The sequence below is a fragment of the Synechococcus sp. R6-5 genome (genome assembly GCF_047461775.1).
GTDB lineage: Bacteria > Cyanobacteriota > Cyanobacteriia > Thermostichales > Thermostichaceae > Thermostichus.
In genome coordinates, this window is sequence record NZ_JANSHV010000052.1 from 1 (window position 1) to 15,946 (window position 15,946).

Below are 15,946 nucleotides of genomic sequence, written 5' to 3' on the forward strand. Positions count from 1 at the left end.
CCAGAAGCTCGACTGAAGGATAGAGCCCAGAGGTTTGGCGTCCATCCCAGCGCTATTTACTATGCTCTTAGGAAGATGAAAACAACGCGAAAAAAAAGAGTTAAGGCACCGAGAGCGGGATTGGCAAGAGAGAATCCAAGAGAGAATCAACGACTCTAGGGTCTTGAGGGAGTTGGTTCAGAAGTATGGAAGTGAGAGTTTAGCTTACAATGGGCTCTGCACCGCTGACGCGAATGATGAGAGAATGACGAGACAGGGTTTGGGGAGATACGCACCTGTTTTATGCTTGGCCAAAGAGAGGGGAGAAAGTTTATGGGAAGAGAGAGAGCTGAGTAGCCGGTAGGAGGAAGGAGAGAGGGGGTTTGATAGCCCCGACGCTTTTTCAAGTAGCTCGAATGCGGAAGAATTTGAGGGACACTAAATGCCGAGTTTGGAGAGGACATCTGTATTGACTCTAGGCAATGGGCCGATTCAAAGGCCTAGGGCCTGCTCGGCGAACGGAAGGGAAGGATAAAGGATTTGATGAAAGCGGCAGGGCAGGAGGTGGTTTTTTGCTGAGGCCCTCGCCAGACTTGAATGAGATTGAGGGTGACTTTAGTGCTCTCAAGAGGGCAAGGATGCATGCTGATAGAGGAACTTCTGTGGATGAAGTGATAAGGCCTGCGGTCCGCTGTTGCAGACGGAACTGTTGTACTGGCTAGCGTCTCATTGTTATTTGGATTGACTATGGCGGCTATTCCAGCAGCAGCGAGAGGAGGGCTAGGGATCTTCAGGGCAGTTGCAGCACCTGAACGGGCGAACCAGCAGGGATCTGGGTTGTCCCTACTGGCAGCACAGCCAAGGCATTACAGCCGGCCAGACTGATGAGATTGCCGGAATTGAGGTTGGCGGCGGGCTGAAATTGGATCCCCTCAGGCCTGACCTGCAGCCGTCCCCAGAGATAGTGTTCCCGCTGACCGTCGGCATGCAGATCCACCGGGCTGAAGGCGGAGAGGATCTGCCAGTAGGGGGGCAGGGATCCGCCCATTTTTCGCAGGGCCGGGTGCAAAAAGCGCCAGAAGGTCACCAGGGCAGAGGCAGGGTTGCCCGGCAGGCCAAAGTAGAGCTTGGGGGGGCCGTGGGGATTGGGAAAACGAGCCACCGTCAGGGGTTTGCCCGGCTTGATGGCCACGCTGCGGATGAAAATCTCGCCTCCCAACTCCTCCAGCACCTTTTCCACCAGGTCAAAATCCCCCACCGATACCCCTCCGGAAGAGATCACCCCATCGGCGGAGGCCAGGGCCTGCTGGACGACCTGCCGCAACACCTGGAGCCGATCCGGCACGATGCCCAACTGGATCGGGATCCCACCCGCTGCCTTGACCAGAGCCGCCAGGCCGTACTGGTTGGAATCCACGACCTGCCCCGGCCCCGGCACCTGCTGGATGGGCACTAGCTCATCCCCTGTCGAGAACAGGGCTACCCGGGGCTGACGAAACACCGGCACCATCGCCTGTCGGATGGCGGCCAAAACGGCTAGCTCCGCTCCGCCCAAAGCCTGCCCTGCCGGCAGGAGGGGATCCCCCTGGCGGGCAAAGTCTCCCTGAGGCCGGACAAATTGGCCCCGCTGCGGACGCTGCAAGAGGCGAACGGTTCCTGGCGAAGGTTGCTGCGTGTATTCCTGCATCACCACGGTGTCCGCACCGCTGGGCAAGAGGGAGCCGGTGTAGAGACGCACCGCTTGTCCAGGCTGGAGCTCTCGGGTGGGTGCCTTTCCGGCGGGGAGAGTCTCAATCACCTGCAGCTCACAAGGGATCCCCGCTTGCACATCTTCATGGCGCACGGCATAGCCATCCATACTGGAGGTGGGATGGGCCGGAAAATCCTGGGGGCTATACACAGTTTGGCTGAGAACGCGGCCTTGGGCGGATCCCAGCTCCACCCACTCTGGGCCCAGCGGCTGAACCGCCTGCAAAATCAGGGCTTCTGCTTCCGCCACCGGCAGCATCACGGCTTTTACAACCCCCTTCTCCAACACCTTATCTTCAGCATCCAGAAGTCGGTTCCGCCAAGGCCATTAAAAACAACTTAAACTGCGGACAGCGGCCATCAATTCCGACCTTGGCATGAGAAGTGTATGACCAGGATCCCACCAAGCCCCAGAGCTGGCAAGAAGTCGCAGCAAGTTGCCCATTGGGAGCTGCAGCTCTTTCGAATTCGGGATCCCGGCCTTGTTGGGGAGATGGGGATCCCGGCAGCGTTGCAACCGGCCATAGGCTATCTGGCTGCTGTGACTGCGGAAGCTGGATACTGGTCGCGTAGCGGGCGTAGCCTTAGGACGACTGAGCCACCGGATAGCTCGAGTGCAGCAAGCGAGGTGTCTATGTTAAATGCCGCCGTCATCCTCACGATCTTCCTTGGCTTCTGGGGAGTCGTGGTTAAGCGCAACCTCATTATGAAGATCCTATCTATGGATGTTATGAGCACCGGGGTCATCGCCTTCTTCGTGATCTGGGCAGCCCGGAGCGGTGTGTTCACCCCTATCTACAAACCCTGGCGCGAGCTGGACTATGCCGACCCGGTGCCTCAGGGGATCATCCTCACGGCCATCGTCATTGGCCTATCGGTACAAGCCTTGATGTTGGTGGGGGTGATGAAGCTGTCCCGCAATCATCCCACCCTCGAAGTCGAGAGCATCGAACAGGCAGTCGCGTCAGGGGCGCAGAGCACTTCTACCGATGACTGAGCTGACGCTGGTGTGGGTGGCATTGCCCTTTCTGCTGGCCTTCACAACCTACTTGATGCCGGCCCTGACCCGTCCCAGCCTGGTGGGGATGGCCGCGCTGACGGTGGCCTATGCGGTGCAGCAGGGGGGCTTGCCCGGCACAACCGCCACACCCCTGGAGCTACAGCTTTTGGATCACTTCGGGGTGACGCTGCGGATCGATGCCAATGTAGCAGCGATGCTCTTGGCCCACGGCCTGGTCACGCTAGGAGTGGCCCTGTATTTGGATAGACGCTTTGCGGGCAGCCGCTTTCTGGCCATGCAGTTGCTGATCGTCCACGGTAGCGCCAATGCTGTCGTCATCAGTGCCGACCTGATCAGCGTCTACGTTTCCCTGGAGGTGCTCAGCATCGGCGTGTTTTTGCTGCTGACCTACGGACGGCGGGCTGAGGGCCAACCCACAGTGGAGAGCCGCGAACGCCAGCTCTGGGTGGGGCTGCGCTACCTCTTCATGAGCAATGTGGCCATGCTCTTCTACCTGATGGGCGCCATCTTGGTCTATGTGCGCACGGGATCCCTGGCGATGAGCAGTTTAACTATGGCCGACCCCACGGCCTTGGCGCTGATTGCTGTGGGTCTTTTGGCCAAGGGGGCGATCTTCGTTGCCGGCCTGTGGCTGCCCCTCACCTACGTTACCGCGGATTCCGTTGTTGCGGCGGTGCTCAGCGGTTTTACGACCAAAGCAGGAGCCATGGCTTTGGTGCGCTGCAGCGAGGCTTCGCCGGTCTTGGCCCAGGGGTTGCCCTACTTGAGCGCTGGTTCAGCCGTTTTCGGGATCCTACTGGCCCTGATGGCGAGCACGCCCCAGCACCTTCTCGCCTGGAGCTCGGTATCGCAGATGGGATTTGTGATTGCTGCCCCTCAGTGGGCGGGTTTGTATGGCCTTGCCCATGGGTTGGCGAAGCCCCTGTTGTTTGTTGGAACGAGCGTGAGCCATCGCTGGCGGTGGCCCATGTTGCTCTTGGGGACGGCTTCCCTGGCAGGGGTACCCGGCAGTTTGGGGTATGCGGCCAAGGCCCTCAGCTTGTCTGCTCTGGATCCCTGGCACGAGTGGCTGCTGGTGGGGGTTACCGTCGGCACCACTTGTTTAGGCGTGCGAGTGCTGCGGGCACCTGTTTCTCCAATGAAGGGGGCAACCACCTCTGCAACTCCTTGGCAAGATAAAGTGGCACTGGTGCTTTGGGGTGGGGGCTTGCTCTGGGGCTGGCTACCGGCGGCCTATGGCGCTGACAATCTTCTCAAGGCGCTCCTCAGTTTGGGCGTTGGGATCCCCCTAGGCTGGTTTTGGGAGCGGATCCCTTTGAAGGGAGGGTCGGTGAACGAAGGGCTGGAAGCAGTGGTGGGCGGCTTGAGCATAGTGTTGGTGCTGGTTTGGGCTCTGTTAGCTGTGGGGAACTATGGGACGCTACCCTGAGTTGGGTCTATTGGAGATCGGCCTGCGCCTCTTGATTTGGTTTCTGCTGACGGGCAATCTGAGCTGGGACAATGTGGCCATCGGGGTGGCGGCAACGTTGCTGCTGCCGCGCCAGGCTTCCGCACCGGTGCAATGGCGGGATTGGGGGCGAGTGCTCCAGGAAATTCTTCTCGCCATCCCAAGAGCCTACTGGGAAGCCTTCGAGATGATCCTCAAGCCCCACACTGTTGAGGAAGTTGTATACAAACAAACCCTGCCCAACCGTTCAGCAGGGCTGGTGTTTCTGGATATCTTTTTAATTACCTTCACGCCCAAAACCATCGTGCTCAATTGCAATGCCCAAGGCACTTATGAAGTCCATGTGCTCAAGCCGCGGGAGGACGTGTGAACCTACTGCTGTTTCTCCTGACCCTAACGCTGTGCTTGCCCCTGTATGCCGCTTGGCTGAAGGAAGATATTTGGCAGACGATGCTCGCCTTTGCCAGCTTGGCCACAAAGACGGCCATCCTGATTTTGGTGGTGTCGGTGGTGCGGGATGATTGGATGATCGGGATTGTGGGGGTTTTGATTTTGTCGGTGGGCAATGCGGCCTTAATGCTCTTGGCTCATGTACTGAAACGGCTGGAAATGCTTTAGAAAGGCCCTGGGGGTAGGTATGGAAGTCTGGGTGGAAGGTCTGAGCTATCTGTTGTTTGGGATTGGTGTGCTGTTTTGGCTGTGGGGAACGGCGCCGCTCCTTGGGGATCGCTCGATTTTATTTAAGCTGCACGGCCTTTCGGTGTCGGACACCCTGGGCTCGATGAGCATCATGCTGGGGCTGCTGTTGCGGATCCCACGGGAATGGCCCCTGTTGGTGTTGGCACTGATCTCCCTGGCTATTTGGAATACCATTCTGGGCTATGTGCTGGCGTTTTGCTCGCAGCGCAAGTCCCTATAGGAGGGCAGGATGGAAGAGACCCTGTTGCTGGTGATGGCGTTACTCCTGCCCCTGACGGCAAGCTTGGTGGTGACTCAGACCAATCCCTACCACGCCTTGGTAATGCGAGGGATCCTGGGAACGATTGCCGCCCTGATCTATGCGCTGTTTGGGGCGGCGGATGTGGCCCTGACCGAGGCACTGGTGGGCACCATGCTTTCTATTACCCTCTACGCCATTGCGGTGCGCTCTTCGCTGAGCATGCGCCTGGGCGTTCTCGAAGGCAGCCCTGTGCTGGAGGCCAGTACCTCAGCAGCACGGCAGTTGTTACAGCAGATGCGCCAAGGGCTACAGCGGTACCACATGCGCTTGGAGTTGGCCGCCTATGGGAGTTCGGAGGCGTTGGTGGCTGCTCTTCGCAGCCGAGAGGTACACACCATTGCCCTTGAGCCCGGTGGAGAAGCAGCAGAGTATCGCCTGGTTACACGCGTACCCCGCCTGCAGGCCATTTTGGCGCAGCAAGCTCTGGCCGCTGAGGTGATGGCGACATGAAGTGGGTGTACGGGATAGCGGTGCTGCTGGCAGCCCTACAGCTCATTGTGGGCGAGGCGGGATCCGTTTCCCCCAATCGCGTAGCGGGCGTAGCTTTAGTTGAGGCAGTGGAGATTCTGGCCAGCGAAAGCGGTGTGCCCAACACGGTGACGGGTCTCATTCTGCGCAACCGCCTCTACGATACGGTCTTTGAAGTGGTGGTGTTTTCCACGGCAATTTTGGGCGCCCAATATCTGCTGGCGGATGAGCAGCCGACAGCCAATGTAGCTCAATTTACCGATATTCCCTCGATTGTGTTGGCGCGAGTGGGAGCCACCATTTCGGCTTTGATTGCGGTGGAGCTGGCCATTCGAGGGCACCTGACGCCGGGCGGAGGCTTTGCTGCCGGGGTGGCGGGGGGGACGGCCATTGGCTTGGTGGCGATCACCGCCTCTTCCGCCTGGATGGAGGCCATCTACAAACGGTGGCGGGCTGCGATGTGGGAGAAGCTGTCGGTGGTGGCGTTTATCGGGGTGGCTGTGATGGCTCTGGCCGGCTGGGAATTGCCTAGAGGGGAGTTGGGGGATCTGTTTAGCGGCGGTTGGATCCCGATTCTTAACATTTTGGTAGCCATCAAGGTGGCGCTGGGATCCTGGGCGGCAGTTTTGATCTTTATTCGCTACCGCGGCTTGTTATGAGGTTTCAAATGGGTTGATGAGAGGCACCCCTGTCCTGGCAAAATCACGGACATTACGGGTAACCAAGGTCAGTCCGTAAGCCAAGGCTGTAGCCGCTGGTTGTTTGTCAATCGCATTTTGAGAGTGAGGTACGCACAGGCTTCCCCATACCTGGGCTTCGGTAATTGTGAAATCAAGAATGTGATCGGCATAGTCATCGACAACCGTTTGCAGCCACCTCTCCAGAAGGTTGGCTTGCAGATGATCGCCGCGATGGCGCATGAGTTCAACGCCTCGGCGGAGTTCGCCCAGCGTGATCACGCTGATGTAGATGCGGGCCTCTTGCTCAATGGCAGTTTGAAGAAATTCTTGAACCCCGGAGTTGGCTTGACTGTGTTTGCGCAGCTCACTGATGACGTTAGTGTCAAGCAAATACGTCATGGGCAGTGTTATCTTGCACCCGCTCAAAGTCTGAATCGTTGCCAACGTTAGGTATCGATCTGAGCACTTCGGCAAAGGACTGTTTCGCAGGCTGGAGTAAGACTTGCTCTAGGATTTTGCGGTGTTCGGCCTCTGCACTAACGCCGTGACGACTAGCCCTTTGTTTGAGAGCTTTGACAATGGCTTCGTCAACATTGCGAACAATTAACGTGGCCATAGAGCGTTTCCTCGATCGGCAGATCCCTGGGCGGCTTTGCTGCGACGATAGCATTGATATCATCTAAAGTTCAAGTTTTCCCGTCTATTGATACTGATGAAGAAGCTGCCCTTTTGCGGGTTGCCCCAGAGAACTCCTGCCTGCCAGGGATCCAAGCTCTGCCTGCTGTGCATAGCCTTTGAAAGCGCAACACTCAAAAAAGAGGGATCCCGATGAGCAACTTGACCTGCAGGTGACCTCTACAATAGAAGGCTGACTCTGCCACCTGGTGGGATCCCTATGCCGCGCCGCACCGATATCCACAAAATCTTGCTCATTGGAGCGGGGCCGATTGTCATTGGCCAAGCCTGTGAGTTCGACTACTCGGGCACCCAAGCCTGCAAAGCCCTGCGGGAAGAAGGCTATGAGGTCGTCTTGGTCAACTCTAACCCCGCCACCATCATGACGGATCCCAGTATGGCGGAGCGCACCTACATCGAGCCGGTGACGGCGGACTTTGTGGCCAAAATCATCGAGCGGGAGCGCCCTGATGCTTTGCTGCCCACCATGGGCGGCCAGACGGCCCTCAACGTGGCGGTGCAACTGGCCCAGCAAGGGATCCTGGAGCAGTACGGGGTGGAGTTGATTGGGGCCAAGCGGGAGGCCATTGAAAAAGCCGAAGACCGGGATCTCTTCAAGCAAGCCATGCAGCGGATTGGCTTGGCCGTGCCCCGCTCTGGCCTGGCCCACACCCTGGAAGAAGCCAAGCAGATTGCCCAGGAGATCGGCTATCCCCTCATCATCCGCCCGGCCTATACCCTGGGGGGCACCGGTGGTGGGGTGGCTTACAACCAGGAGGAGTTTGAAGAGATCTGCGCTGCCGGCTTGGAGGCCAGCCCCGTTTCCCAGATCTTGGTGGAAGAATCGGTCATCGGCTGGAAGGAGTTTGAGCTGGAGGTGATGCGGGATCTGGCGGATAACGTGGTGATCATCTGCTCCATAGAAAACATCGACCCAATGGGGGTGCACACCGGCGACTCCATCACCGTGGCCCCAGCCCAAACCCTCACCGACAAAGAATACCAGCGGCTGCGGGACTACGCCATCGCCATCATGCGGGAAATTGGGGTGGAAACGGGGGGATCCAACGTGCAATTTGCCGTCAACCCTGCCAACGGCGAGGTGCGGGTGATCGAGATGAACCCGCGGGTCTCCCGCTCTTCCGCTTTGGCCAGCAAGGCCACCGGCTTTCCCATCGCTAAGATCGCTGCCAAGCTGGCAGTGGGCTACACGCTGCCGGAGATCCCCAACGACATCACCCGCAAAACCCCGGCCAGCTTCGAGCCCACCATCGACTATGTGGTCACCAAGATCCCTCGCTTTGCTTTTGAAAAATTCCCCGGCGCAGAGCCGGTTCTCACCACCCAGATGAAATCGGTGGGGGAGGCGATGGCCATTGGCCGCACTTTTCAAGAATCCATCCAGAAGGCCCTGCGCTCTTTGGAAATCGACCGTCCCGGTTTTGGCAGCGATAGGCCGGAGGTTTTCCCCAAGCCGGAGGAAGTGCGGGCCAACCTGCGCACCCCCAACCCCTTCCGCCTGCTCACCATCCGCACCGCTCTGCTCATGGGCTTTTCTGCCCAGGAGATTGCCCAACTCACCCACATCGATCCCTGGTTTATCGACAAGCTACAGGAGTTGGTGGAGGTGGAGCAAGCCCTCAAGGGGCGGGAGCTGGGATCCCTGAGTGCTGAGGATCTGCGGCATCTCAAGCAAATGGGCTTCAGCGACCGACAAATTGCCCACCTCACTGGATCCACGGAACATCAGGTGCGGGCCTGCCGCAAAAGCCTGGGGGTGATCCCCACCTACAAAACTGTGGATACCTGCGCTGCCGAATTTGAGGCTGCTACCCCCTACCAGTACTCTACCTACGAGAGCGAGTCGGAGATTTTCCCGGCCCGCAAAGAGAAGGTGATGATCTTGGGAGGTGGCCCCAACCGCATCGGCCAGGGGATCGAATTCGACTACTGCTGTTGTCATGCTGCCTTTGCCCTCAGCCGCCTGGGTTACGAAGCGATCATGGTCAACTCCAACCCGGAAACCGTTTCCACCGACTACGACACCGCCGATCGCCTCTATTTTGAGCCGCTCACCCATGAAGAGGTGATGAACTTGGTGGATGCTGAGCAGCCGGTCGGCCTGATCGTGCAATTTGGCGGTCAAACTCCCCTCAAGCTGGCGCAGGGGCTGGCAGCAGCCCAGGCTCCCATCTGGGGAACTTCCCCCGACTCCATCGACATTGCTGAGGATCGGGGGCGCTTCGAGCGCATCTTGCGGGAGTTGGATATTCGCCAACCGGCCAACGGCATTGCCCGCAGCGTGGAAGAAAGCTTGGAAATTGCCCGCCGCATCGGCTATCCGGTGGTGGTGCGGCCCAGCTACGTCTTGGGGGGACGAGCCATGGAGATCGTCTATTCCGACCAAGACCTGCAGCGCTACATGCAACTGGCGGTGGCGGTGGATCCGGATCGTCCGGTGCTGGTGGATCAGTTTCTGGAAGAGGCGGTGGAGGTGGATGTGGATGCCATTGCCGACCGCACCGGCGCTGTTACCATCGGCGGCATTCTGGAGCACATCGAGCAGGCCGGGATCCACTCGGGCGATTCGGCCTGTGTATTGCCCAGCCGCACCCTCAGCCCCGAGGTGCTGCGGGTGATCCGCGAGTGGACGGTGAAGTTGGCCCAAGCTCTGAAGGTGGTGGGCCTGATCAACGTGCAATACGCCGTCCAAAAAGGTCAAGTCTATATCCTGGAGGCCAATCCGCGCGCCTCCCGCACCGTCCCCTTTGTCAGCAAGGCCATCGGCCATCCGCTGGCAGACTACGCCGCTCAAGTGATGAGCGGCAAAACCCTAGCCGAGCTGGGCTTTACCCAGGAGGTGATCCCCTCCCACATTGCCGTCAAAGAAGCGGTTTTGCCCTTCCACAAGTTTCCCGGCACCGACACGCTGCTGGGGCCAGAGATGCGCTCCACCGGCGAGGTGATGGGCATTGACACGGACTTTGGCCGCGCTTACGCCAAAGCCCAACTGGCGGCGGGGCAGAATCTGCCTCTCCAGGGGACGGTGTTCATCAGCGTCAGCGACCGGGATAAACAGGCGGTCGTCCCGGTAGCCCGCGAGTTTGTGGAGCTGGGCTTTCGCCTATTGGCCACCGAAGGAACCCAAAAAGTTTTAGCCGAGCACGGGATCCCGGTGGATAAAGTCCTCAAGCTGCACGAGGGGCGGCCCCACGTCATCGACGCCATCAAAAACCATCAGATTCAGCTCATTATCAACACTCCTTCCGGTGTCGAGGCGCAGCAAGATGGCCAAAAGATCCGCCGCACTGCCCTGGCTTACAAGATCCCTCTGGTGACCACCTTGGCAGGGGCCAAAGCCACCGCGGCTGCCATCCGTGCTTTGCAGTCGGGATCCCTGCAGGTGAAGTGCTTGCAGGATTTTTTCTCTGTCTAGGATTCTGGAGGAAAAAAAGCAGGTCCCGGACGGCACCTCTTTCCTAAACCTATCCTTAAGAAACGTCTGCTCAAGCTTGGCTGCCATCAACTGCCAGTGACCGACCTTCGCCGGGAAGCTCTCAAAGACCTCCAAATTGCAACATATCGGTGCTGATTTGTATCGACAAATCCATTTTTTTCACAGTCCCGTTGCGAAAGTTAGGGATCCCTGTCGGCATCCCTAAAACTGTCTAGCCTGAAAGGAGAGGATGCTTTTAGCGGTCGGCGCAAGAAGACTTTTACCCCGTTCCCGGAAGCCGACGAAGAATGCTCTTGTCTTTACCAGGAGTTGGCCTATGAGTACGGTAATTCGCCGCTCCTCGGCTGCACGGCAGCTCTGGAGTTGGAATGGCTTTTGTCAATGGATAACCAGCACCGAAAACCGGCTGTACATCGGCTGGTTTGGCGTGTTGATGATCCCGACGCTGTTGGCGGCTGCCTTTTGTTTTGTAATCGCTTTTATTGCTGCTCCGCCGGTGGATGTGGATGGGATCCGCGAGCCGGTGATCGGATCCTTGATAGGGGGGAACAATCTCATCTCGGCGGCGGTGGTGCCCACGTCGGCGGCCATCGGCTTGCACTTTTATCCCATTTGGGAAGCCGCCTCTTTGGATGAATGGCTCTACAACGGCGGCCCCTACCAACTGATCGTGCTCCATTTCCTGATCGGGGTGTGGTGCTACCTGGGCCGGCAGTGGGAGCTGAGCTATCGCTTGGGCATGCGTCCCTGGATTGCGGTGGCGTTTTCCGCTCCGGCGGCGGCGGCTACGGCAGTGCTCTTGGTCTACCCCATCGGCCAGGGCAGTTTCTCGGAAGGCTTGCCCCTGGGGATCGCCGGCACCTTCTACTTCATGCTGGCTTTCCAGGCGGAGCACAATATCCTCATGCACCCTGCTAGCTGGCTGGGGGTGGCCGGCGTCTTTGGCGGCGCTCTGCTGGCCTCCCTGCACGGCTCCCTGGTGATCTCCAGCCTAATCCGCGAGACCTCGGAAGAAGAGTCACAAAATGCCGGCTACCGCTTCGGGCAGGAGGAAGTCACCTACAACTTCCTGGCCGGGCACTACGCGTTCTTGGGGCGGCTGGGGTTCCCCGGCCTGGGCCTGAGAAACAGCCGTTCCGTCCACTTCTGGATGGCGGCCCTGCCCACAGTGGGGATTTGGGCGGCGGCAATAGGTATCGGCATAATGGCCTTTAACTTGAACGGCTTGAACTTCAACCAGTCCATCCTGGACAGCCAGGGCCGCTTCATCCCCACCTACGCCGATCTCCTCAACCGCGCCAATCTGGGGATCCAGGTGATGCACGCCCCCAACGCCCATCATTTTCCCTTGCTGCTGGCGGCTCAACCCTAAGGCAGGCTAGGGGCAGTCCAGCCGGAAAGCGCGGTGAATAGCTTGCAAGGCCGGGATCCCTCGATCCCGGCGCACTACACAGCTCACCTTGATCTCCGAGGTGGCGATCATCTCGATGTTGATTCCGGCTTCGGCTAGGGCTGCAAACAGGCGAGCAGCCACGCCAGGGTAGGTTTCCATCTCGGCGCCGACAATGCTGACCTTGGCAATGTTGTGATCCGCGTCAACTCCTGCCGCCTGGAGCTCTTCGGCCACCTGCCGACAGACCGCCTCAGCAGCCATCGCTTGATCCTGAGGCACGGTGAAGGCAATGTCGGTGCTGGGGATCCCGTTGTGGTAGCCCCGCTGGCTTTGGATGATGGTGTCCACGATGATCCCGGCAGCCGCCAAGCGCCCGAACAAATGGGCGGCAGTTCCCGGACGATCCGGCACTTTGCGAAGGCCCAGCCGCGATTGCTTCAAATCCAAGGCAACACCGCGTACCGGGTGGCTGTCTTGAGGGGCAGGCGGCACCTTCGCCCGATGCAAGTGGGGGATCACCTGGAACGACTCTCCCAGAGCCAAGGCGGCATCCCCGGCCCGCTCCGCAGCCACCACACAGCTCACCTTGATCTCGGACATGGAGATCATCTGCAAATTGATCCCGGCCTCGGCCAGCACCTGGAACATTTGCGCCGCAATTCCGGGTCGGCCCATCATCCCCACCCCGGCAATGCTGACTTTGGCCACCGCCTCATCCACAATCACCGCTGCACACTGCAGCTCTTGGCCAATCTGCCGGGCAACGGCTGCAGCCTCGGCCACCTGCGACCGACTGACCGTAAAGGCAATGTCATTGGTGGGCTGGGGCACGGATCCCTGCGGCAAGGAGTCCGTCCCGCTGGCGTGAGCGGCTGTGAACTGGAGCGACTGCAAAATCAAATCCACATTCACCCCTGCCGCCGCGATCCCCTGAAAGAGCTGGGCGGCAATGCCAGGGCGATCCGGCACCCCCACCAACACCAACTTGGCCTGATCCCGATCCAGCTCCACCGTATCCACCGCCAGGCCCAGCTCGATACTGCTGTCGGCAGCACGAGGACGGGGGGGAGGAGAAAGAATGAGAGTGCCCTCGCATCCCGCCTGCAACGGCTCCAAGCTGGAGCGCACCCGCAGCTTCACACCGTAGTTGCGGGCAATTTCCACCGAGCGGGGATGCAGCACCTGGGCCCCCAAGCTGGCCAGCTCCAACATTTCATCACTGGTGATCTCCGGCAACAGCCTGGCCTCAGGCACCTTACGCGGATCCGTGGTGAAGATCCCCGGCACATCGGTGTAGATCTCACACAGCTCTGCTCCCAAAGCCACTGCCAAGGCCACCGCCGTGGTGTCGGATCCCCCCCGACCCAGGGTGGTGATCTCCAGCTCCGCCAGGCTGGTGATGCCCTGAAACCCGGCCACCACCACCACCTCTTCCCGCTCCAGGTGCTGCCACAGGCGGTCGGTGTGGATGTGCAAAATGCGGGCCCGGCTGTGATCCCGAGTGGTGACAATGCCCACCTGGGCTGCCGTCAGGGAAAGGGCAGGACACCCCAAGCGTTGCAGCGCCAAGGCCACCAGGGCAATGCTCACCTGCTCACCGGTGGAAAGGAGCATATCCCATTCCCGCAACTGGGCCGGTGTGGTCGGGGATCCCTGCAAGATCTGCTCCCCCAAGCCCACAAGGCGATCGGTTTCATCCCCCATCGCCGAGACCACCACCACCACCCGATGCCCTGCCTTCACCGTGTGGGCCACCCGTTGAGCCACGGCCTGGATACGCTCCACAGAGCCGACAGAGGTACCGCCGTACTTTTGAACAATTAAGCTGCGTTCCATGAGAGGAGAACGAGGTCAGGGGCGGTTTGGATCCTACCCCGGATCTAGGCCAAGCCCAGTCCATTTTGCAAAAACGGCGGTACCGGCAGCAGGATCAGCACCAGCAGCGTGAGCATCCCCAGCCCCAGCAGATCTCGGGCCTCGTCCAGTTCCGTCACATCGTTGAGGGCCGGCTCGTCGGCACTGGAAATCACAAACAGCAGCAGTGCCCAGAGCAACAGCCAAGGCTGCACCGTCAAAGCCAGCAGCAACACCAACCAGCGGGCTACCCGGCCCACATTCGCTCCCATCTGCTGTCCATACACTGCGTGGACAATGTGCCCCCCATCCAGTTGGCCCACCGGCATGAGGTTAAAGGCAATCACCACCAAGCCCAGCCAGCCGGCAAAGGCCAGCGGGTGCAGATCGATCACCTGCCCCGGCTGCAACTGATCCCCCAGCACCATGCGGGCCAGAATTGCCAGCAGCACCGACAGGCGCGGGTCAAGGCGATGAAAACTAATCGGGGTTGGCTGCCCCTCGGGCACCGCGGGAGGATCTACAGGCGCCGAAAACACCAGCCCCAGCAACAACATGCCCAAAGCAACAAGGCTCCCTGCCAGCGGCCCGGCGACGGCGATATCAAACAACACCTTGCGGTTGGGCACCGGCTCTTTCAACTGGATAAACGCCCCAAAAGTCCCTAGGACAAAAGGCACCGGAATGAAATAGGGCAGCGAGGTTTGGATGTGGTGGCGGCGGGCCACCCAGTAGCGAGTCCACTCATGGGATCCCAAAATGGCAAGGATCCCGACCGCATAGGGCAACCCTTTCATCAGAGAGGGCAAATGCAGCAGCCGGTCAGGGCTAACCCCAGCCGCGTGGGCCCCAGCACTGAGGGTCGTCCAGAAGGTGAATAGCAACAGCCCCAAAGCCAGCAGCAGGAACTCTCGACTGTCCGCCGGGGAGCGCCGCGCCGCCGGGTTGGGCACCAAGGCAAAAAAGGGCTTACCGGCAAACCCCTCCTGCAGCACCACCAAAAAGCGTTTGCCGAAAGTGGTTTCCACGTTTTGCTGCACCCGCTCATAGGCTTCACTGGGATCCGCCCGCAAGTTGCCTCGGCAGATGATCGCCTGGGGGCGGTACTCCACATTTTGCAAATAAAAGACGTTCCAGGGGAAGCAATGGCTCAGCTTCTCCCGCGGCACTTCGGAGATGGGGGTGTGGGCAAGAGCCAGCGAGACCGGATCTGCGGCGCCGTCTTCCTCCTCTTCCTCTGGCTCAGGTTCCCCAGCCGGCGAGGGATCCGCTTCTGGAGAGGAGTTTTCCACCTCTGGCCGAGGGCCTCCGGTTGAGGGTCGAATACCCCCTCGTCTCACCAAGGTCATGCTGGTAAAGTAGGAGGTGAGAAACAGCAGCAACATCAGCAAGGGAGGCAATTCGTACTGAAACACCTGACGCCCCAGCACCCAAACCAAAGGGGGCAGCATCATCACCAGCCACAGGATCCGCCACGGCACCTTCGAAAGGCGGGCCACACTTTTTTGCAGCAGCAGGTAGGTTGCAGAACCCACCAGCGCCAACAGGATCCAATCTGCCATGAGTTCAAAAAACGGAGGAGAACACCTCTACCAAGCTAGCGGCAAATCCAATCCCCTCGCTACAGCTTGCAGCCGGGATCCCTGAAGAGCCAATTGAGGCTTGGCCTGCCCATAGACCGCCACCATTCCGGGGCAAACTTTTCATTCGCGCGAGCGGTGCGGAGCACTTTACTTCTTGTCAGCAGTGGGGCGAAAAAGAGGGATCCCCTTGAGGCGTGCTTATGCTGCCGGCGTCCACTGCACAGCTTCGCCCATGGGCCCCAACCTCAACCCAGTATCTATTCTGGCCAAAAGGTATTCCCTGTCATGCCTCGCAGGGTGAGATAAACAAATAGAAGCAACAAAAGGGATCCCAGCGTAACCATAGCCGCCGCTGTTGGACTTTTGCGATACAGGCCGACAAAAGGCTGGAGGCCAGCCCAGATCCCCCCCAGCAAAACGGTAATAAAGTAAGTGGGATAACGGGAGACATTCTCCACAAACTGGTCTTCCAGTCTTCTGGGGGGCTGCGGTTGTGGCATAAGAGGCTGGGGCTCCAACTCCTTTTTTCTCAGTGTGCCATAGGTAGCTGTCAACCATCTGGAGGCTGGCCATCTTCAGGGAACTGGCGGCAACTCAAAAAGTGTAGTCATCTCAAACTAGATTGAGACACTCCCCAAAC

15 protein-coding genes and 1 pseudogene are annotated in these 15,946 nt (G+C 59.4%); 10 read left to right on the top strand and 6 right to left on the bottom strand.

Annotated features, from left to right (window positions below; genetic code table 11):
* Nucleotides 1-701, top strand: a pseudogene (locus tag NW818_RS02890) (IS630 transposase-related protein); the annotation flags it as partial.
* Nucleotides 702-769: 68 nt separating this feature from the next.
* Here NW818_RS02890 and glp read toward each other — a convergent pair.
* A complete protein-coding gene (gene glp, locus NW818_RS02895; RefSeq protein WP_414423786.1) occupies nt 770-2,017 on the bottom strand; it encodes a gephyrin-like molybdotransferase Glp in 1,248 nt (415 codons plus the stop codon).
* 345 nt (nt 2,018-2,362) lie between these two features.
* Between glp and NW818_RS02900 the strand changes: the two genes are divergently transcribed.
* The 7 genes from NW818_RS02900 to NW818_RS02930 are packed head-to-tail and all read left to right on the top strand — an operon-like array spanning nt 2,363 to nt 6,323.
* On the top strand, nt 2,363-2,725 hold the full coding sequence (locus tag NW818_RS02900; RefSeq protein WP_414408265.1) for a cation:proton antiporter subunit C: 363 nt from the start codon (nt 2,363-2,365) through the stop codon (nt 2,723-2,725).
* The gene (locus NW818_RS02905) at nt 2,718-4,178 is read left to right on the top strand and encodes a cation:proton antiporter (protein WP_414423787.1); all 1,461 of its coding nucleotides are present in this window, start codon (nt 2,718-2,720) and stop codon (nt 4,176-4,178) included. Before NW818_RS02900 ends, NW818_RS02905 begins: the two co-directional genes overlap by 8 nt.
* Nucleotides 4,162-4,566, top strand: a complete 405-nt coding sequence (locus NW818_RS02910) for a Na+/H+ antiporter subunit E (protein ID WP_041436089.1) — start codon at nt 4,162-4,164, stop codon at nt 4,564-4,566. Before NW818_RS02905 ends, NW818_RS02910 begins: the two co-directional genes overlap by 17 nt.
* Entirely contained in the window at nt 4,563-4,814 is a 252-nt protein-coding gene (locus NW818_RS02915; RefSeq protein WP_011431878.1) for a hypothetical protein, read from the top strand. The genes NW818_RS02910 and NW818_RS02915 overlap by 4 nt, the downstream gene beginning before the upstream one ends.
* 19 nt (nt 4,815-4,833) lie before the next feature.
* Nucleotides 4,834-5,115 (top strand): monovalent cation/H(+) antiporter subunit G, encoded by a 282-nt coding sequence (locus NW818_RS02920; protein WP_011431879.1) that lies wholly within the window; start codon nt 4,834-4,836, stop codon nt 5,113-5,115.
* Between the two features lie 9 nt (nt 5,116-5,124).
* Entirely contained in the window at nt 5,125-5,646 is a 522-nt protein-coding gene (locus tag NW818_RS02925; RefSeq protein WP_414357736.1) for a DUF4040 domain-containing protein, read from the top strand.
* On the top strand, nt 5,643-6,323 hold the full coding sequence (locus tag NW818_RS02930) for a Na(+)/H(+) antiporter subunit B (protein ID WP_414423788.1): 681 nt from the start codon (nt 5,643-5,645) through the stop codon (nt 6,321-6,323). Before NW818_RS02925 ends, NW818_RS02930 begins: the two co-directional genes overlap by 4 nt.
* Here the strand turns inward: NW818_RS02930 and NW818_RS02935 are convergent.
* A complete protein-coding gene (locus tag NW818_RS02935) occupies nt 6,318-6,743 on the bottom strand; it encodes a type II toxin-antitoxin system VapC family toxin (RefSeq protein ID WP_414423789.1) in 426 nt (141 codons plus the stop codon). The two genes, NW818_RS02930 and NW818_RS02935, sit on opposite strands and share 6 nt — an antisense overlap.
* Nucleotides 6,727-6,960 (bottom strand): FitA-like ribbon-helix-helix domain-containing protein, encoded by a 234-nt coding sequence (locus NW818_RS02940; RefSeq protein WP_071818136.1) that lies wholly within the window; start codon nt 6,958-6,960, stop codon nt 6,727-6,729. Before NW818_RS02940 ends, NW818_RS02935 begins: the two co-directional genes overlap by 17 nt.
* Nucleotides 6,961-7,239: 279 nt before the next feature.
* Here NW818_RS02940 and carB point away from each other — a divergent pair, with 279 nt between their 5' ends.
* Nucleotides 7,240-10,455: a carbamoyl-phosphate synthase large subunit gene (carB, locus tag NW818_RS02945; RefSeq protein WP_414423790.1), complete on the top strand. Its 3,216-nt coding sequence runs from the start codon at nt 7,240-7,242 to the stop codon at nt 10,453-10,455.
* Between the two features lie 337 nt (nt 10,456-10,792).
* The gene (gene psbA / locus NW818_RS02950) at nt 10,793-11,848 is read left to right on the top strand and encodes a photosystem II q(b) protein (RefSeq protein ID WP_414329388.1); all 1,056 of its coding nucleotides are present in this window, start codon (nt 10,793-10,795) and stop codon (nt 11,846-11,848) included.
* A gap of 6 nt (nt 11,849-11,854) precedes the next feature.
* On the opposite strand, the gene NW818_RS02955 is transcribed toward psbA, so the two are convergent.
* From NW818_RS02955 to NW818_RS02965, 3 genes are all read right to left on the bottom strand, one after another.
* Complete coding sequence (locus NW818_RS02955; protein WP_414423791.1) at nt 11,855-13,705, bottom strand: aspartate kinase; 1,851 nt, start codon at nt 13,703-13,705, stop codon at nt 11,855-11,857.
* A gap of 44 nt (nt 13,706-13,749) precedes the next feature.
* Nucleotides 13,750-15,285, bottom strand: a complete 1,536-nt coding sequence (locus NW818_RS02960; protein ID WP_414423792.1) for a site-2 protease family protein — start codon at nt 15,283-15,285, stop codon at nt 13,750-13,752.
* Nucleotides 15,286-15,563: 278 nt separating this feature from the next.
* A complete protein-coding gene (locus tag NW818_RS02965) occupies nt 15,564-15,806 on the bottom strand; it encodes a DUF751 family protein (protein WP_414423793.1) in 243 nt (80 codons plus the stop codon).
* Nucleotides 15,807-15,946: the final 140 nt, after the last annotated feature.